The 20,405-nt window shown below is 35.8% G+C and carries 14 protein-coding genes; 3 read left to right on the top strand and 11 right to left on the bottom strand.

Features of this window, described 5'->3' with window-relative positions; genetic code table 11:
* The 5 genes from G5T77_RS08345 to G5T77_RS08325 all read right to left on the bottom strand — a co-directional run.
* Positions 1–918, bottom strand: a 918-nt coding sequence (locus tag G5T77_RS08345) for a hypothetical protein (protein ID WP_077170161.1), incomplete at its 3' end; no start/stop codon positions are given.
* 15 nt (positions 919–933) lie between these two features.
* Positions 934–1,713: a M48 family metallopeptidase gene (locus G5T77_RS08340; RefSeq protein WP_005005756.1), complete on the bottom strand. Its 780-nt coding sequence runs from the start codon at positions 1,711–1,713 to the stop codon at positions 934–936.
* Positions 1,706–2,194: a hypothetical protein gene (locus tag G5T77_RS08335; RefSeq protein ID WP_005005757.1), complete on the bottom strand. Its 489-nt coding sequence runs from the start codon at positions 2,192–2,194 to the stop codon at positions 1,706–1,708. Before G5T77_RS08335 ends, G5T77_RS08340 begins: the two co-directional genes overlap by 8 nt.
* A 9-nt stretch (positions 2,195–2,203) precedes the next feature.
* On the bottom strand, positions 2,204–2,713 hold the full coding sequence (locus tag G5T77_RS08330) for a hypothetical protein (protein ID WP_005005759.1): 510 nt from the start codon (positions 2,711–2,713) through the stop codon (positions 2,204–2,206).
* A 5-nt stretch (positions 2,714–2,718) separates the two neighbouring features.
* Positions 2,719–3,141, bottom strand: a complete 423-nt coding sequence (locus G5T77_RS08325; RefSeq protein WP_005005760.1) for a hypothetical protein — start codon at positions 3,139–3,141, stop codon at positions 2,719–2,721.
* A gap of 164 nt (positions 3,142–3,305) precedes the next feature.
* Here G5T77_RS08325 and G5T77_RS08320 point away from each other — a divergent pair, with 164 nt between their 5' ends.
* Entirely contained in the window at positions 3,306–3,959 is a 654-nt protein-coding gene (locus G5T77_RS08320; RefSeq protein ID WP_005005764.1) for a hypothetical protein, read from the top strand.
* A 65-nt stretch (positions 3,960–4,024) separates the two neighbouring features.
* On the opposite strand, the gene G5T77_RS08315 is transcribed toward G5T77_RS08320, so the two are convergent.
* The 6 genes from G5T77_RS08315 to G5T77_RS08285 all read right to left on the bottom strand — a co-directional run bounded on the left by G5T77_RS08315 (position 4,025) and on the right by G5T77_RS08285 (position 10,361).
* Positions 4,025–4,537 (bottom strand): hypothetical protein, encoded by a 513-nt coding sequence (locus tag G5T77_RS08315; protein ID WP_005005767.1) that lies wholly within the window; start codon positions 4,535–4,537, stop codon positions 4,025–4,027.
* Positions 4,538–4,544: 7 nt separating this feature from the next.
* Positions 4,545–5,675, bottom strand: coding sequence for a hypothetical protein (locus tag G5T77_RS08310; protein ID WP_005005771.1), 1,131 nt, complete (start codon positions 5,673–5,675; stop codon positions 4,545–4,547).
* Positions 5,676–6,360: 685 nt separating this feature from the next.
* Positions 6,361–7,206 (bottom strand): hypothetical protein, encoded by an 846-nt coding sequence (locus G5T77_RS08300; RefSeq protein WP_024160863.1) that lies wholly within the window; start codon positions 7,204–7,206, stop codon positions 6,361–6,363.
* Positions 7,207–7,331: 125 nt separating this feature from the next.
* Positions 7,332–7,934 (bottom strand): hypothetical protein, encoded by a 603-nt coding sequence (locus G5T77_RS08295; RefSeq protein WP_005005776.1) that lies wholly within the window; start codon positions 7,932–7,934, stop codon positions 7,332–7,334.
* On the bottom strand, positions 7,927–9,717 hold the full coding sequence (locus tag G5T77_RS08290; RefSeq protein ID WP_005005779.1) for a hypothetical protein: 1,791 nt from the start codon (positions 9,715–9,717) through the stop codon (positions 7,927–7,929). The genes G5T77_RS08295 and G5T77_RS08290 overlap by 8 nt, the downstream gene beginning before the upstream one ends.
* 167 nt (positions 9,718–9,884) lie before the next feature.
* A complete protein-coding gene (locus G5T77_RS08285; protein WP_005005780.1) occupies positions 9,885–10,361 on the bottom strand; it encodes a hypothetical protein in 477 nt (158 codons plus the stop codon).
* A gap of 1,692 nt (positions 10,362–12,053) precedes the next feature.
* On the opposite strand from G5T77_RS08285, the gene G5T77_RS08280 reads away from it, so the two are divergent.
* Positions 12,054–13,688: a hypothetical protein gene (locus G5T77_RS08280; protein ID WP_005005782.1), complete on the top strand. Its 1,635-nt coding sequence runs from the start codon at positions 12,054–12,056 to the stop codon at positions 13,686–13,688.
* 31 nt (positions 13,689–13,719) lie between these two features.
* On the top strand, positions 13,720–20,352 hold the full coding sequence (locus G5T77_RS08275; protein WP_166139319.1) for a strawberry notch C-terminal domain-containing protein: 6,633 nt from the start codon (positions 13,720–13,722) through the stop codon (positions 20,350–20,352).
* The last annotated feature ends 53 nt before the right edge of the window (positions 20,353–20,405 follow it).

Raw genomic sequence — 20,405 nt, 5'->3', positions numbered from 1 at the left:
CAAATTTACGGATCCATCTCTCTCTCGTACACTTAGAAGATAAGCATCTGGATTCGTTTTTAATTCTTTATCTAACATTATTAGCTTATTCAACATATCTTGGTTTGTCGTCTTGGGAATGATCCAACCGCCAAAACTAATATTGTTTAATTTGATGTTAGGTAGTGGATCTTGTCTATTTTGTTCCAGTAACCAAAGATAGTTTTCACTACAAACAAATAAGACTTTTAATTCCTGATCAATGCGCCGTAAATCACAATATCTGAATAGGTTTACGTTACCTGGTGCTTCAGCATTGATAATTGGTTTTTTTCTTGTTTTTTCACCATGTAACTTAAAGTATTTAACACAACTTTCAATGTCACTTTTTAAATTGATTGGTGCAGTTTCTATTGGTGCCTCTGATAATTGTTCTTCAGCATATTCAAAATAGATCCAACATACATCTTGGTCTTTTAGCTTTTCAAAAAGCCAATCTGGAACGTCATGCAATTTTTGTTTTAGTACAAATGGTTTTCCTACATTCGTAATCTTGACGCTTCTTTTCTTGTACGTGTCCAGCTCCCCTATCTTCTTCACGCCACTTTTATATAAATAACGGTTTTTGAGAACTACTTTACTCTTTTTTACCTCTTTTTCAGGTTTAGGATCAGTACTGGATTTTTCAGGCTCAACATTCAAACAAAAGTAATCTATTCCTTTGGTAAACAATTGAAACTTCCCCTCCTTTTCAATTAAGGCAAAATTCCCTCTGATTTCAGCACCTACTATATCTTTAGATATTAGAAATCGATCATCAACGGTTTGTTCATTTAAGAGCAGTAAAGCCGATTTAAAATCTACTTTGTGTTCTGGTATTACAACATAACCGTGGTCAAACAACTTTTTGCTCACTCGGATAACTGTGTAAATATCCATAACCAGCTCCTTATATTATTTCCTGTAATTTTGGTTGATGTATTCTTGGATCGCTACAATTCTTTTTTCTGAAGTAGGATGCGTTGATAAGAAATCAATTTTAGTGCCCTGTTTTTCTTGGGCTACTACTTTATTCCAAAAGCTGACTGCGCCCTGTGGGTTGTAACCAGCACGAACCATAATATCAACACCTAGAAGATCCGCTTCACTTTCAAGTTTGCGCGAACCAGGTAAGTTAACCCCATAATCGCCTAGTAAACTTGTGCCAGATACAACCATGTCACCAAGACCAGCCGAACTAGCTGCAAGCACACCTAAACCAGTTAAAAGCTTTTTACTTACCTTTTCACGCCCATGATCACGTAAAGCATGTGCAATTTCGTGGCCGATCAGTGCAGCCAATTCATCATCAGTTGCATTAATTTTTGTGATAGAACCAGTCAACACACCGATCTTGCCTCCAGATAGACAAAACGCGTTGATTTCATTATCTCGGATTGTATTAACTTCCCAATTCCAATTTGCTGCGTCAGCTCGATAATGTGGAACTTGTGCGATAAGACGTTTTGCTACTCTATTTACTTGAGCGTTATTCACAATCAATCCACGCTGTTTAGCAGTCGTGATGATGTTGTTGTAAGACTGAGTACTTTGCTGAAGATATTCTTTTTCAGAATACAACATGATTTGTTTGCGTTTAGAACCCATTCCATCAATAGTACTAGATACGCAACCAGTTAAAAGAGATCCGGCAACAGCCAAAACACACAAAGATTTCATCTTAAAATCAAACATTTTGTTTTCCTTTATGTTTAAAAACATTTAACAAGTTAAAACTGCGCTTATTAAGCTTGTTTTTATCTTCCAAATCAGTAATACATTTAAACTCTTTTAAGATGTTTTTGTAATGCTCTTTTTGTTCATTTTCTGACTTATTAAAACCTTTCAAAGCTAACTGTTCAATAGTTTTAGGGCTGAATAATTTCAGAAGAACTATATTTAATATTAAAGTACCAGCCAGTAAGCCCAACGCATAAAGCTGAACAACTGAAGTACTGTATTTAGGTTCCATCGGACCAAGTGAACCAAAGCATATAAAGCTAAATACAGATAAAGTAACTGCAGCTATAAAACTAGATACCGTAACTCTAATCTTGAACTTATATCGTGCAATTAAAGCGACAATTAAAAAACCAAAAAGTATGGTACCAATTGCCGTAGCCATTATGACTAAAAAGAGCCCAGGGTTTGTGTTTGATGGATCTAACATTTCCATAGAATATCCTTAAATAAAACCCTTGCTTTCTAATAGGGTGAAACGATCTTTAAACAGTACAAAGAATGTTTTTTTAACGCTTTCGTACTGGTGTTTGATAATGTCTAAAGCACTATCATATGCACCTAGTTTCACGTAATTAACAAAATTGGCATGATCAAAACCTTTAAGTTTGTGACGTTTAATAAAGCCCTTAAAGTCTTGCTCTTTTTCTTTAAATTGATTCTCAAATTCAAAGAAAAGTTTGCCTAATTTCATGCTGTATAGTTTTAAATTGACAATAAATTCGACTAAAGGTGTTTCATTTCCTCTAATCGTAACCAGCATGTCTTTATCTTTTGTGATTTCGAGCGATGGTAAAAAATTAGAAAAATTAACCAGTAGATCACTTAATAAAACTTGTTTATTAAAGTATGTGACCAAAACAGGTGCGCTATCTGGCACATACGCTTTGATACGTTCAAATTTACTTAAAGCTTCTGGAGAAGCATGACCACTAAGGGCTAATTTCACTAACATATAATTCACTCGACATCTAATTCATTTTTTAAAACCAATTTGTATTTTGGATGAACCCCAAGTCTAAGTTGAAGTAATGTCCACGCTTGCTTTGTTATTAACTTTTCGCCACTTTCAAACTTTGACCACTGTATATTGTTGTACAATCCTGTGTGACTAGACATTTTGGTTTTACTTAAACCACTCCAGACTCTTAGTTGTTTTCCTAAGACTGGTATTGGAACCAGCATTAAACCATTGTCCTCTTGTTCCTTTAAAATCTTTAAAGCTGCCTTTTTACCTACTAATTGACCGCCATCTTCACAAATATAAGTAATACGAGCTGTATATTGTTCAGAGTTTAAGCACTCTTCTAACAATGCTAGAACTTCATCCTGAGGATTCGTTAAACCCCCTCCAACCGTATCGCCTGTATCAGTTTTAATCACGAGTTATACCTTTTAAGATAGATATTCTTATAGTATATACGAAAAACATTTAAAAGATTTTTTTAAAAAAACAAAATGTTCATTTTTTGTATTTTAGCTAAAACCACTTATAATATGATTATTGGTATTAACCAAAGTTTAAAACATATTGAAAGGTGTTTAAAATGACTAACTCTAAAACTAACGCTAAAACCAAAGAGAACCGCTTAAACCAAAATGGCAGTTTAAGCAAAACCGACCAACGCAAGCTTAAACCTATTTCTTTTTGCTTATTAGATACAGAACAAGTGACAATGCTGGAGAAAATTGAAAAGTTTCAATATGGCAATTTCTTTAAAAACATTATAGCTTCTATGACTGATGAAGAAGTTGAACAGATCGCGAATAGCAACAAGAAAAGCGATCCAATCATTCCTCAAAAATTACTAGATCTAAACATCACAAAAGGTTTCTTATCTTGTCGTTCAATTGCAAAGGTGCTTTTTAAACACAATAAAGTTGAATCTATGCTGCATGAGCTACGTAACTTTATCTCTGACGAATTCATTTTAAAGTTAGCTGAAGACCGCAACTTAACACTATCTATAAGCGACTCAGAAGTCGATTCTAATACCTCTTCAGGTATGTTTGATGATCGCTATGCGATGGCTGATACTGGCTATAAGAGCCGTACAACACCTGTTTTCAATCAGCAAAATATTGAATCTATAAAATCCATTGTTCGTGAACATGAGAAGCTTCCAAAACATGTCGAATTAGACAATGATTTCATTGAACAGTTTATGAATGACAATCCTGAAGTATTCGCAAAATTATAAAAACACAAACAAAAAAAACCATCTAATTTTTAGATGGTTTTTTTATGTCTTAATTATTTCTAGAATCAGCTATAAAGCTTCGCTGGCTCGTCTGCAACTGGTATCACTGGCTGTACTTCTTGCATAAGAATTTTAGTCACTTCATCCAGTGGTGCAATGTTGGAAGGTAAAAACTCTATTGCTTCAGGAAATTGTGATTTAAGGTAAGCATCTATGGCTTTGTGAATAGCTCGGTACCATTCTCGCGATTCGCTCTCTAAATTAAACATGCTTGAAATTGAAGCTTCTAGATCCGCAATATATTTACTTGGTAGTAAAGCTTTACGCTCCATATAAGCTTGATGTGCCATAGCAAGCCAGATAAAGCGATTTAATTCCTTACTACTTCCCTCTACGCTATTATCTTTAAAGTTCAACGTTCTAAATTTGCAAATGTGAAAATGTTGCTCACTAAAATATTTAAAGAAATCTTCATACTCAATTACAGAAATGGATTTTTGTAGCACCAATGGTATATCTAATGCGAGATCCACTTCGACTTTACGTGTACCAATGCCATTTTTAATAACAAATTTCATATTCACCTCAAAATAAATTAAATTGTTTAAAGGTGTCTTTATCATTAAAAGTAACCAGGTGATGCGATTCAATTAACGATTTAAGGTCCTTAGCCTGAGCAACTGGCTGTATTTCAATGCTGGCGATTTGTGCAGCTTCATGAATTAACCCTATGATTTGAGCACGGCTTTCTAAATATGCAGATAGATCGCGAGTTTCTTTGAATGAAGAAATGACAAAGTTAATATTCTTTTCTAAATTCTCACTCAAACTGCTTAGTGTTTGGTTAATTGGTGCATACTTTTCTATATGCTCTAAGACTGTTGCATGATCTAGAAAAAAACTAACTTCCAGCAATAATGAATTGTAAAAATCAATAAAGTTCGTTTCTTTTTCAAAGATGAAAATTTCTTGGCCATCTTCGTCATTAGGTATCTCAATTGAACCTTTTGAGATCTCAAAACTTTCATCCCCCAACAATGTATGCAGAATTCGGCCTAAGTGTTCTGCATGTGGTTTGCTGTTAGTAAAGTTGATTTTCAAGTTTTCATTTGAATCAGCAATACGGACTAAAATATAGTTTGTTGTGTGAAATAATTCATCTGCATTGTCAGTAAAATTTAACATTGAAATCTGATTATCTGTTCCAGCATCAGAATCAAGTTGCTTATCCAAAAATTCATGGTTATCAATAAAAAGCTTAGCTACACCGTTTGTAATAATGCTTTCGTATTCACCAAAGTTTTGTGCAAGGTATTCGCTCATTAAATTTGGCAGAACTTCTAATAAACTTTTTTTAAGATCCGATAATTCAATAGCAGAATTGAATAACGAATCTGGCACAAGGTTCTCTACCTCTTCATCAAGTGCTTCATCGTTTGGTGACAACCCTTTTTGCTGTGCAATTGCATTACGGAAGGAAGCCATAATTGAGATTGTCAAAATTGAAAGTGTTACCGTTTTAACCCATTCACTTTTCACATCGTTAGGCACGTAAAAAGCGCAATTACTAACCCACTGGTGGTTATGATTAAGAATCCGCTTTAAAGGGGTTTTAGTGGCTGGAAAAATTTCAAAGACAGTATTTAAGATTGGGTTTTTACCCAATTTGATGCTTTTATTATTACCGTAAAAATAGATGCTGCGAATATCAGACATAATATACTTTCTTAAACTTAACGTTGGTTACATATTATCACTGATTTAGTTTTAAAAAATATTTTTTAAAACTATTAATTTTATTTTTTTGTGTTTTAATTCTGCCCTTGTTCACTGCTTTTAAAACCCAAAAAAACAGGTAACTTTTGCTTAGGCTACGGTGGGAACTTGGTATTACAGTGTTATTTGGTAGCTAAAAAATTAAACATTGATAAACTATTGATAGTAAAAGAGATAAGGAATAGATAGATTTCTTTGCGTGTAGGGATATACTTTTCATCAAACATTTTGTTTATCGCATACAGAAGTGAAGAAAAACATAAAATGAATATGATGATTTGCAATATATATGATGGAGTATTGAGGGTTTCTGGTAGATATTTAATCTTGTATATCGTTGTATTTAAAAACATTTCAAACACAAAGAATACAACTACAAAGATGTAGCAAATATTGAAAATGGCAACTAAGTTGTATGCCGATTTGAGTACCAGGCCTGTCATCGATTGTTCACTTGAATCAATCTCACCCGTTTTTGGAATTTTAAAAAGCACAACGCATTCCAGTTTTAAGAGTGTATCTATTATACTTTTAGAATACCTTTTATCAACTATAAAACTTTGTTATTAAAATAAAAAAATGGCCTTTTAAGACCATTTTAAAACACCCTACCCTCCTTTTAAGACTAGCCGTTGTGCTTATCTTTAGAATCACGGTAAGTAGAGATATGGTAGAAGAAAAAGCACGATAAAAGTGAGAAAAGCACCACCCCGAACGTGTTCCAAAATCTGCTATTTGATAGTTCAGAAATACGTTTATTGATTTCTGAGATAACACATGGATTCGCTTTTGCAACTTCAACATTTACATTGCAGACTTCAGCATATTGGAATAGGAATGTTTTATGGCCAATATCATACATTTCTTGGATCTGGTTAATATTGGTCGTATTCAGAAGAACCATAACAAGAGAGATCAGTGCTACAAATATAGAGATAACAAGAAAGCACTTCACAATGATTTCACGAGCCACATCATCAACACCACTTAAATATCTTTCGAGCAATATATTTAGCTTAGTTCGACCATCAAGGATAATGTTATAGTCATGTTTTACTTCATTATTTCCTGTATGGTTTTGATTTGTTGGTTCAACAGGAATGTCAGATAATTCGGCTGGTAAAGTGACTGCAATTACATCTTTTTGTTCTTCAGGTGCTAAACTTTTATTGCTGCTGTTTGATACAAAATCTTTTAATAAGGGTACTGGCTCACTTTTAAGGTGTTCTGTTTTTACAACCTCGTGAGCCGACTCATTTGCATCGAATAAGATCTTGTCTGTTCTTTCTGGATGCTTGAGATGTATATATTGATAAATAAAATAATTGATCTTTTGCTGTAAGACCGGGCTTTTATCAACTTCACTTTCCACATCTGCACCAAAAGTCTCAGTTATAGATGATTTTAATTCTTGTACTTCGGATTGATTCAGCAATTGATATAGTTCATATATTGTTTTAGAACTGATCATGATAAAACCCACATTAATATTCATTAAACTGTTAGTAGTATATAGAATGTGGTTTTAAAATAAATAGGTATGTTTTAAGAATAAAAAAAACCGCCTTTTAAGGACGGTTTTAAAAGGGGGTTTAATTAGTATAAACAGTTGCCGTTTGCACCAATAGAGCGTCCATTCTGGCTTAAATACCGTTGTACGGTGTTAGCAACATCTCTTGGGAGTTGATTATTCACTTTTTGTATAACATCGACTTTGTATTTATTCTGACAACTCACAATACCAGCCAACATGTTATTGATCAGTGATGTATTGTCTTTACCATCCAATTTACGTGTTTCTTCGTTTATCACTATGAATTGAACAATATTTAGATAGTTATTCGTGAGGTTGTCACCACTTTTTGATGACTTGTTTAGATTCTCAATGGTCGAATTCAAGTTATTCATTCGTGCTTCAAGGCCAGAATCACCAGTGACATTTGCATTATTGTTTTGGTAACGCGTAGCTGTGGTGTTCCGATTAGAATTATATTGTCTTTGCTGTATCGGCTGTTGCTGAACCTGAACTGGTGCTTGCTGTTGAATTTGACCAGGTGCTTGCTGTTGTTGAGCTGGCACTTGCTGAGTTGAATCTTCATTTGAAGTTGCTTTTTTATACCAATCACTAAAATCGGCATTTGCACTACTACTCAATATAGTAGCCGTAAAAATTGCACATAAATAAAGTTTATTATTCATTGTCTGAACTCTCTTTACCGTTGTAGTTCGCTGGACTAATAGCTTTTAAACTGAACTCATTTGCAAGTTTCCACAACCGCATAAATGTCTTTTGCTTTTCTTGTACCCAATAGTCCTTATCTTTTTTTAGAAGATTCTTTAATACATCTGAGTTCAAGTGGAAATTATCATCAAAAAAATGTTCAAACAGGAGTTCTGTTAAATAGTTTTGAGTTAACGTTTTTTTATTTTCATTACCCGTACCAAAGAATATTTGGCAAAGCTTTGTGCTTTCACACACGAGATCTATGTATTTTTTCTCGTCTGCATTTCGCTGGTGGCGCAAATGAGGATGTGTAATAAAAATAGAATTACGTATGAAAGCATAATCAATAATTACAGTAGCTTCCGTTTTCTTTGAAATGTACTCAGCGTTTGTAAGAATTTCACAAGTGGTAACATCAACTTTGTCGCGAATATTAATGAATTCGCTTGAGAAAGTAGATGCACTTTTGTTTTCGATCTCAACTTTCTTATCACGATTTCTCAGATAAAGTAAATTATCTGCTTGCTTCATATCGTTTAGGAATCTTTCAAAGAAGTGATTACTTTTATATAGATCTTCTAGAGCTCGCGTAACATAAGACGCAACCAAATTAAGATTTTTAGCTAAATATGATGGTCCATTCTTAGTTGTATAAGCAGCTAAACGATCCTTAACAAGTTCTATTACTTTTTCAGGTTCACCATTATTCAATCGAATTGCTGAAGTGAAGAGCGCATTACTGATTTTAAGCTCATTGCCCTGTTCATCCTGAACCTTTGCACACATTTCATTTAATGTATTAAGCGCTTTACGATAGTTGGACTTCAACTGAATCTGAAAACGATAATTGCAAAAATTGTCACGATCTGGTGTACGCTTATTGCATGGTTCATACTTAACAGAAATAAATAATTCAATAGATGGATTGTTATTCAGTCTTTCTAATGAAACAAGAAGTCGTTTACGGTAAAAATCACTTGCTTTGTATTTAAATTCTACTGAAAACTCGGTTAATGCTTTGAAGTCAATGTAAGGAATAACCACTTCGCCACGAAACTCATTGATCTTCATCAAGTTATACATATAAAGATCAAAACGGTCCTTAAATCCAAGAACCGTTAAAGTGTCGAGAACTGTGTAGCGCCCCTTTTTATCAAAATCTAATTCAGATAGATTGGCAATCAACGTTTCTTCAAGCTGATAGCAAATAAACGCATTGTTATCTAATTCAAAATAGCCCGTACTGGCAAACATTCTTTTATGAGTTACGCTGTCTACGTCATTTCTTGAAAATGGTTCGCTGTCCATTTGGCGTAAAGAGCTCATTGGTAGCATCACTTTACCAACACTATTTAGCGTATTCCATGCCAAAGATTTGATACGGCCATTGCTAAGGTAATTAGCTTTATTTTTGAATAAAAGAATTTGACGGATGTATTCAAAATTCAGAACAAAGTTGTTCGCTAGTTGTAATGCTTCAATTTGGGATAATTCAGGTTTTTCAGCGATAACGCGCTGCAGCTGATGTGCATACTTATTTTTGGCATTCACCAACATTAAGTAAAAAATGAATTGATCAACAACTGGAATATCTAGATAACATTCGACTATGAAATTACTGATTTTGTTGCCGTAACCCAAGAGATCCATGGTTTTTGTTTCGGCATTAATAATTGAGTCTTTGATTGACTGCGATAGTCCAAAAATTTCATCTTCTGAAATTCCTTTACTTATGCAGACTTGTGAAGAATCTTGCATAACTGCTCCACTTTAGACAACGTACAACGTACATTGCCTGAGATTGAATTAAAAAATAAAAATAAAAATATATTTGCAACCCAACTAACGTTGTAGTCTTTTCGCTTTAAAGCTGTGTATATACTAACTAAATTTTAGACAATAAAAAAGCCTCGTCAGAGGCTTAATTACGCAATTAACATTATTTGTTGACCGATCTGCGGTAACTCTAGTTTAGAAGTAGTGAACCTGTATGGTAGCTTCTCATATATGCTTTTAAAACTAAGAGAATTTCTAAAAAAATCAAAGCTTTTAGTGAGTTTAAAAGTAATATCGCCACTTGATAAGATTTGAATTTCGTCAATCATAGGTGCTGCAGCTTGCTTCGCATCTGTATCAATCATAAATGATAAATCACAAGCTTCACGCATGATCTGGTTGATAGTTTTCTTATTAAAATCTAGACCTGTAACGTGGTTAACTTTTTCAGCTGATACAACGTATCTACCGTCTTCTGCAGAATAAAATGCATTTAAATTATCAACTAGAATAAGCAATTCGGCAGATAAAACACCTTTTAGCAAAATATCAGACGAGCCAGAGCTAAACACATTGAAGTCAATGAGTATTTTTTGATGTCTAAGACTAAATGATTGATATTGCATATCTCGAATTCCCATAGGCATTCTGAGTAGACATTATAGCATCAATTCGTTAATTAGACTACGATTAAAAGCATTTTTAACAGTAATTTCTTAATAAATAAGACTATGAAAAACAGTGCCTTATATGAGTAATATTCACAATTACAATGTAAGTTAACCAATGTAATACTTGATCAAATAAATATGTGCTCAAGATAGGCACCCAGCGAAACTTTTTTATAAATGGTTTGTAAACTTTCTTCCGTCCTAATGACGTAAGTTATTGTTTTATAGTGGTGCCAAAATACGAGCGAAACTTTTTTATAAATGGGTTGTAAACTTTCTTCCGTCCTAATGATGTAAGTTGTTGATTTATAGTGCTGGCAAATTTCGAGCGAAACTTTTTTATAAATGGGTTGTAAACTTTCTTCCGTCCTAATGATGTAAGTTGTTGATTTATAGTGCTGGCAAATTTCGAGCGAAAGTTTTTTATAAATGGGTTGTAAACTTTCTTCCGTCCTAATGATGTAAGTTGTTGATTTATATTGCTGGCAAATTTCGAGCGAAAGTTTTTTATAAGTGGGTGTAAACTTTCTTCCGTCCTAATGATGTAAGTTGTTGATTTATAGTGGTGCCAAAATACGAGCGAAAGTTTTTTATAAATGGGTTGTAAACTTTCTTCCGTCCTAATAGCGTAAGTTATTGATTTTACTTTTTTGTCCAGATCCAATAGCTCAACTATCATAGATAGTATGTTTAGTATGTTTTAAGGTTAGGTTATAACTTTTTGGCTGTACCTAACTTCCAGCGAAAGTTTTTTATAAATGGGTTGTAAACTTTCTTCCGTCCTAATGACGTAAGTTATTGATTTATAGTTGTGTCAAAATACGAGCGAAAGTTTTTTATAAGTGGATGTAAACTTTCTTCCGTCCTAATGGCGTAACTCATTGATTTTCTGTTATAGTCTGAACTCAGCGAAAGTTTTTTATAAATGGGTTGTAAACTTTCTTCCGTCCTAATGGCGTAAGTTATTGATTTGTCGTAAAACAAGCTAAATAGCGAACGTTGGGTCATATATAAGGGCTATTCCTCATAAAATCTGAAAGTCTTTATTATCAAGGCTCTCAGGAAATTGGAGAAGTTATCCGCAACGTTTTGAATTTAATTTGCGCTCAAATGAATTTAATTTGCGCTGGAAGTATTTTTTATTCTATTTAATTTTATTATAAACAGCGACTTACAACACTTGCTAGTTTGCAAATTTCCAATATTGCAAAAAGCTAAAAAATGAACAATATTTTACTCATATTTTTAAATTCATTCTAATATACAAGAACTTAATTTGTGGATAGAATTTAATAGGAAAGTGGATAAAAACATCAAAAACCAGCTAAAAACGCCTTATTTTCTAAAAATTCAAATTCAATTTGCGCTCAAATGAATTTGATTTTCGCTCGTACCATTTGTGTTTTTCCGTACTAATCCTGTAATATCATGAAAAATAAGCATAAAAAATGTCCCTAATTAACTTCCCTTAATTAGAAAGATAATAAACAAAAAATTTCTTTTTAAAAATTTACTCTTAAACTTTTTAATATATTTTTTAATTTTTTATTTGCCTCCTTAGTATATACCAATGAGGTTTTGTAGTATTTTATAAATAGCTTGAGTCAATGACCAGCAATCAAAAATATAAAGCGTGGAATTTAAGAAATGAGTAAAAGTGATAATACGATTAAACGTATCGTCATGACTGTAGATCAATTTTACAAACATGATGAACAAGACGAGCTGTATGCATACGGCTTTGATATGTCTACCAATGAACCAGTTCGCATACGAATGAGTTCATCTGAAGAATTCACGAAGATCATTAATAAACTCAACAAGCATCATACTGAGAATGTTTCAGTAGATGAAGTCCACGCAAAATTTGATTCTGGACGTAACCAACGTACTTCATTAGACACACATAATCGCGGTGCTAACCGTGGTCGAATTATCTGTTTTGACAAATGTGTTGACTCACCCTACGAATCTCTTGACGGTTATAAAACTTATGTTGCTCAGTGGTGCAACGTAATGAGTAACAACCCGAATTCACAATTAATCAAAGCAGTCACTTCTATCAATGTGCATCAACAAAAAAACGGCGATTTCTTTGTTAAAGCTCAAATCATTGAAGATGCAGCACATATGCAAGTGCCCAATGTAAAAATTAATTCTCCAGCACTTCATAACGCTATTATTAAAAATAATTTACAGCTTCTTGTTAAATCTTTATCGAATAGTACTGACAACCAACCTGAGCGCATTCCATTTTCAAAAATTGTTGTGCGCTATGAGTCTGGTTCTGTATTAACTACAATCCCATTGATTCCAACCTATGACAGTGCTGATCGTGAAAGTGTTAAGCAATTCGCTAAGCCAGATCCGTTGATGCAACGTGGCGGTATTGATAAAACTAAAAAGTCTTATCGGGTTGCTAAAGATCCGATTGAAAGTATCAAAGATATTTTGAACGGCAATGACTTTCACACCGCAACTTTTGATCCAAATTTTGTACCATCCAACCAGCATGAAAAAGACCAGTTCGATAAACAGGCTCAGAACGTTTATGTTATGGACCAGGCCCGTATTGCCCTGTTTGCATTACTTGGCGATCGACAAATTAAAGTGTTCTACAATGAAGATGTAGACAAAGAAAAAAATCAAAATTTAAAACGTCTTTACGCTGGCTTGGTGAGTCAAAAATTACTGCCTGAGGTTTATCATGGCCAACAACTACAACTAGGTGCGCTTTACAAAGACACGTTCTTAAAGAAATTTTTCAACAATAAAACGCCTCACGCTGGTTTTCGCAAGGTAGATCCAGAAATAGATTTACGTACTGGTGAGGGTGTTCGTGGTGTTGGTGCACCTCCCCTAGTGAATCAATTTACCGATGACTACGGCAATCCAAAACCGCACGACTTAAATCCTCAATTTTTAAGTCAAGTTGATCGTCAGACCATGAATAAATTGACGCATGCAAAACAGCAATTTGCTGAAGCGTTTATTGTTATTCAACCACACCAACGGAACTCGAATAATTGTTTTGTCTCGTTTATCGAGCCTGTTGAACTTACTCAAACCCGTATGAATGCGTTGAACTTTTCAGAAATTACGGTAGAGCATGTACAGCAACATAAAGCTTCAATCGATAGTCCGTTATCTAAGAACTTCAACCACGATCTTTTACCTGATCCACAAGAGTTAATGATGAAAGTCAGACAGCCAGAAATGGATGTTAAGAAAAGCCAAGAAAAGGCTGCGACTTCTGATGTCTATAACGACATGACTTTTTAATCAAATTTAATAATTCTTCTTCAGGTTCGCTATGACTACTCATGATTTAAACGAAAAAATTAAATGGATCGACTTATCACAAGCTGGTGTATATCTCGATGTACGGCGTGTTGGCCAGACGGATAGCCAATTACTCTTATTGGACGTTCAAAAAAAACTATCTAAAGAAAATTTGAATAACATTGGTTTTACACCGATGAAGTTTGAGGCTTATCCTCACTTTGACGGTCACTTGTATCAATACAATTTGAATGAAACGATCAAACCAAGACTGTTTCATGAAGTTTTGGGTATTCCAAAAGAATTTATCCGTAGTGTGCTTGCGACTCGCCAAGAATTGCATGATTTATTCAATGCCCAAGCAAAAACATTGGTGCCACAACGATTGAACGTTGCGTTGAATAGTGCAACTCCACTCGGTTATAACTCTGATGGCAACAAAATCTATGCTTCAGCTCATAACCGTTTTTACGTGAATGCCCAAGGTACGCAAATACCTGAAGGTCCTAATGATCAGCCGTCTAGTCTGTACTTACGTGCGACCAAGCAAAAAGATTTAAAAGAATGCTTAAGAGGCTATATCTATCAATTAGAACATGAAACAAAGAGCCATAATCACCAGGACTTTTTAAAGTTTTTAGCTCTAATCACGCAAGCCAAAAATGCTGACGTTGATGTATCCAAGGTAACAGATAAACAGATCCATACTGCAGAAGAAGCGCTTGAAACAGTGATGGTCGAAAAGTTAGGTGAGCTTGATTTTACTGAGAGCTCATTTAAAACGAGTTTAGCGTTATACAATCGCATGCCGACTAAGACCATGCGAAACAATACGATTCGTATGTTACAGCAATATTCGACTCCAATCCCGATGTCACTTGTGGCTCAGCGCTTATTGATTGAGGGTGATAACCGAACAAAACAAAACTTTTCCGTGCTCGAGCCAACTGTGGGTAATGGATCTTTAATCGGTTTATTAACCCAAGAGCGTAATGCTTCTGTCTATGCGGTTGAGTTAGATCCCAAACGTGCTGAACGTACAAAAGCACTGACTCAAAATTATGAATGCACGGTTGTTACTGCAGATGCTACACAAATTGATTTTGAGCAAACGTTTAAGCAAAAAGTTGACTATGTGATTGCCAACCCTCCTTTTGGTGCTATGGATAAACTAGAACGTGTTGCACCAATTTTGGTTCAACAGCGTAACGGCGTAGATCCAAACCCATTATTGGTAGATCCATCAGAAAACGTCTGGTTCAGTACGGATAAATTGGACCATGCCATTCTGGTTAAATCACTAAACGCACGAAACGATCAAGGGCGTTCAGTTTTCATTATTGGCTCAGATAAACAGATTTCAGATGGTACGGTTGAGCGTAAATCAAAGAATTTACTTAATTATCTCTATAAGCATTATGAAGTTGAGGCGGTTGTAGAAATCCACGGCAATGCATATGCACGAAACGGCGCTAATCAAAATGTTCGTATGTTAGTGGTAGGCAATCGTAAAAACGAACAAGCGTTACTACAAACTTACCAATCTTCTGTGGTACCAGATAAGTTGAAAGTCATTACGGACTATGACGAACTTTGGGGATGGGCTAATAACGTAATCTATAATCGTTTGAATCCGAATAAGGATCTATACTTCAAGCCAACTACTCCGACTCCAGTTGAGCAACAAGCACAACAAGCACCAGTGGTTGAACCTGTTGTTGAGGTTAAGCCTGTTGAAAAAGAAAATGACGATTTGTTTGCCAGTCTAGGTGATGAACAGCCTGTTTCGCCACTTGAAGATATTGCATCAAGTGTAACGCCTACGTCTGCAGTCACTATGTTTGATGAAGTCGTGGTCGCTAAAGAAGAAGAGATTAAGCAAGAGGAAGCTGTCAAACCAAAACCGATGTTTGGTCGTAAACCTAAATCAAAACCGAATAAAGTTTCTTTTGACTTCGGAACCGTTGAAGTTAGTACGCAAACAACCAGTTCAGATGATGATGTACCTACACCAACTGAAGCTACACCAACGTTTGAAAATGAAAATGACAATGATTTCGTGCCTGAGGTAAAGAATCCGCACGAGAACCAAAATCTGGATGAAGACCTTGACGATGACGTTAATCTTCAAGTAGGTGATACCACGGCGACCAATGAGGGTGAAACACCTGAACAAACACCAGCTGAAGAACCAGCGGTAGAGCAAGTAAAACAGGAACCGGGTTTAACTGCTGAAGAGATTGCTAAGTTAAATTCTGAATTAGCGATCGGTACTGAGCAAAAAGAAGAACCGACTGTTGAATCTGACCAATCAAATTTACAGCCGATTGTTCCTGTTCCTAATGCTGAAAACACAACAGAACCAACTCCGGAAAATATATACCAAGTTAAGTATATACCGATGTCTATGGCATCTGAGCCAATTGCTTTAGTGGCTAAAAACCAGATTAAAGCGATTAATCAGGCAAATGCTCAATTGACTACACACATCCAAAATGTATTAGGTTTTGGGGGTATCAATTTCCAAGCTGAAGTCGATAATGGTAACTACCCTACTCTTGTTGATGCCTATGTCGCTAAGAAATTGCAATATGACAATTTTGATGCACTAAAGTCCGCTTTTGCATGTGAACAGGTCGATGCGGTTGCCCATATCATTTTACGTTTTGACCAAAACTTACCTGTGCTTATTGGCGACCAGACGGGTTTAGGTAAAGGTCGTATTGCAGCTGCGTGTTTACGATATAGTGCGTTAAGAGGAAAGCCCCCTGTTTTCCTTACAGATACAACGCAACTCTTGAACGACATTTGGCGTGATATTGTTGCTACAGACAGTGACAAGTTCTTTAAAGATCCGTTTATCTTTAACTCGGATGCTGTGATTAACCGCTTTGGTACTGAAGAGGTTTTATTCACTGGCCAAGATCTACCTAAGGAAATTGAAGATATTCCAGCGCAACATGACTTGGTATTGGCAACGTATAGCCAATTTAACCGACCAAACCGGAAACGTGCGTTATTGACTCGTTTTATTAATCAAGACACTGTTTTGGTGATGGATGAAACGCACCGTGCAGCATCCTTGAAATCAGCTACAAGTCAATTTTTCTTAGATGTTATTGATCAGACCAATCTAATTAATTTCCAGTCTGCATCGGCAATTAAGAAACCTGAAAATCTTGAATTCTTCCATAAATTGTTCCCTCGATCCGTATCTCGTAATGACTTACAAAAGGTTATCGATAATGCAGATGGTCCAATTTTGGAGTTTATTTCTGAAGGTTTGGTAGACAGCTCTGCCATGATTCGTAGAGAGCAAGATCTCTCGCACATTACCATTCAAACCTTTGTGCCAACTGAAGAGGAAATTAAGAAATTTCACAATTACTCAGATGTTCTTTCTGACATCTTGACGGACATGGTGAAATTTTCTAAAGATATTCGCCTCGATGCGCTAGAAAACATTGCCAATGATGATGATGCTGTTGCCAATTTAGACTTTCATCAGGATTCAGACGATCCGAAAAACCGTTTAAGTTTGAGTGTGATGAACTTTGGATCTCGAATGTACCAGATCCAAAAGCAATTCCTATTGGCATTGAAAACTGACTCTACAAGTGATGCTGTGATTCAGGCATTACATGAGGGTAGAAAGCCCGTGATTGGTTTGGAAAATACGGGTGAGAGTCTATTCAACATTTTGATGCAAAGTCGCATGGAAGCGATTTTAAAAGCAGATACGGCGCAAGACGTTACCGCTGATTCGCCTGAAAAAGAAAAAGCGTTTAATAACTTCAAGTCGGTATCGTCAGAAATTGAATTTCTTGAAAATGAGCTTCAAAAACTCATGATCAAAGAAAACCGTGACGCTGGCGATGAAAAAGCAGCGAAAAATATTCAAAAGGAATTGACTAAGCTTGAATATAAGCGCGGTAGCTATCTGCAAAGTCAAATTTCTGTTTTAGATGAACTCCCACAATTCCGTGACTTGCTTGAAGTGATGTTAGATCGCATCGATGTGGTGAAAGCTGAAGATAACTACGGTAACTCGTTCGTTAAGAAGCTCAGTACGGAAGTGACATTTAATGAAAACGGCGATCCAGTGGTAAGTCTGTATAAAATCATTTTGGATCGTATCAAAGAAAAGATTCAAAAGTTCCCTGACCTACCTTTGATGCCTTTGGACGTACTACGTAACAAGGTGACAAAAGCTGGCTTCAAGATTGATGAAATCTCTGGCCGTCAGATCCACTTAACGGAAACAAGAGACGGCAAATGGAAGGTTAATAAACAAGAGAACAATACGACACAAGGTAAGATTTTGGTTCAATCAAAATTCCAATCTGGTGAAATCGATGTTGTTATTGTGACTCGCTCTGGTTGTACGGGTATTTCTCTACATGCAGCCAAAAACCCTGATCCTACAATTCCATCGGATCACTTGCGCCAACGTGAGTTGTTTTTCTTGCAAAAACCTGAGAACTCTACCGATACGATTCAGATGATCGGTCGTGTGGGTCGCCGTGGTGAAGAATCACATCCGATTATGACGACAGTAGATTCGGGTATTCCAGCAGAAACACGTATGCACTTAATGATGATGCGTAAACTGTCTACCCTATCAGCGAACGTCTCTGCCAACTCAGAAACCAAGTTTAACGAAAACGATTATCCTGACATGCTCAACTACATTGGTAACCGGGTAGCGTTGGACTATTTAAAAAATAACGTAAACTTGGCGAACACACTTGATATTGATATTTCGGATGATGAAAAAGGACCATCATATCGCACGGCGCAAAACTATCATGTGAACCAGTTGCTATCTAAACTGATTTTGATGCCGATTAGTCAGCAAGAACAGGTTTATCAAGACTTGGTTGTTGACTATAACGATAAGATCCGTGAATTAGACTTGTTGGGTCGTAACCCTCTCAAGACCAACTTTTTAGACTGGAAAGCTAAAAAAGTCCGTGAGTTTGAAGTGAAGGACAACTTCTTTACCGTGACTTCAGAAACAGAAGCAGCCAAGATCAATACCTTTGATCTACCTGTGCGTTTTGAAGGTCTGCAATACATTGAACATGTTGAGCCATTACGTGCTGACAATCTAAAACTCATGTTCAAAGAAAGTGATGATTATCTGGTGCGTCAATTTAAACGTATCAATGAAAACATCAATGAAACGGTACACGGACTACTACACTATGCCTATAACTTTGAGGCATTGATGTACCAAAAATATGAAGGCTTTGCTAAGCAAAAGTTATTTTTCAAAAATGGGCAAATGCGTGGTGAAGTGATTCGTGATTATCGACACGAAGTATTTGATCATTTCGGTGTTGTTGAAGCCAATGTAAAACACATTGATGATATTCAATTTCGTAAACCTGATGATCACTCTGCAGATGCTTTTGAAAAAGTAGCTGAAGCGGTTTATCTTGCCAATGATCCTATTTTGACCTCTAACTTTGATCGCATGTATCGAATTGTTCAGGATCTAAAATTCTTGGCTCGTTCTATGGAAAGGAACGAAAAAGAAGGTCATTCAGCGCATGGGTTATTGTTCCTTATCTCAAAACCTAGTCTTTTTGATGATGAAGTGACGCCAGATCACAAAACAGGTGCTTTGCTACGTCTAGACCTACCGCCGTTACGTGTAGGTGCAATCACACCGAATGCGGTTAAGCTTGATTTGGTTTACCCTGGTGATAAGAAGTCGTTTAAAGTTCCACTGATCAATTACACCATGCAAAATGCCAAGCAAGACTTGGATTGGGTAGCTCCAGTGAGTGAAAAAGGACGTATTATCCTAAAACGCTTCAATCCTGAATTTTATTCTTATGCTGATGTGAATAGACGTCATGTTGAGGATCGTCAACCCTTGGTGAACTTATTTACTGAACAAAACAATTATTCCCGTTATACGCGTACCTATTTTGAGAAAGCGCCGTCTGGTGATGTCACACGACAAGCGATTACCTTAACGGGCAATATGTTCAAGGCACATAAGATTGTCAGCTCACTAGATCTACGACATTCAACCGTTATATTTACCGATGCTGATGGTATGCGTAACCGTGCGTTATTATTGCCATCAAATACACCAACTGACTTGTTTGAAAGCTCTCTTGAAAACCAAGTGACGTTTAAGCAAGTTAAAGAGATTGCGAACTTCTTTAATCAATTGCCTGTAAACATTGATTTCAACCGCAATAACTATGTGGGTACTAAGGTTAATTTCCCGTACAAGAAAGCAAGTATTGAGTTCTACTACAACGGGTCAGACTGCTTTAATGTGACGGTGAAATCTGTTGCAAAACAGTTCAATCGCTTTATGTCGAATACCAACGTATTCCATGATCCTAAAGGCGGTAAAACAGATGAATCGTTGAACATCCACTTTACTGAGCCAGGCCGTAATGAGTTTAGATTTGCGCTTGATCTCAAGGATGTTGAACGCTTTGTTGACGAGCTGGACAGTACAACCAAAATTGAAGCTGCCTTTTTGGATTTAAAATCTAAGCTTCCTGATGGTAATGATTACTTTTTAAATGAAATTAACCGTATGCTTAATCCTCCAGAAGAGCCAGCTTATAAGGCTGAGTTACCTAAGGGTAAAACCTTAGATAACGATCAAGAAATCCAGCAATTATCTTTCTAAAACCCTCCCTTAAAAGGTATATACCAGACCATACGTGAATAACAATTACGTGT

The sequence above is a fragment of the Acinetobacter sp. GFQ9D191M genome, assembly GCF_011174875.1.
Classification (GTDB): domain Bacteria; phylum Pseudomonadota; class Gammaproteobacteria; order Pseudomonadales; family Moraxellaceae; genus Acinetobacter.
This window is presented reverse-complemented; position numbering and strand designations above follow the sequence as displayed.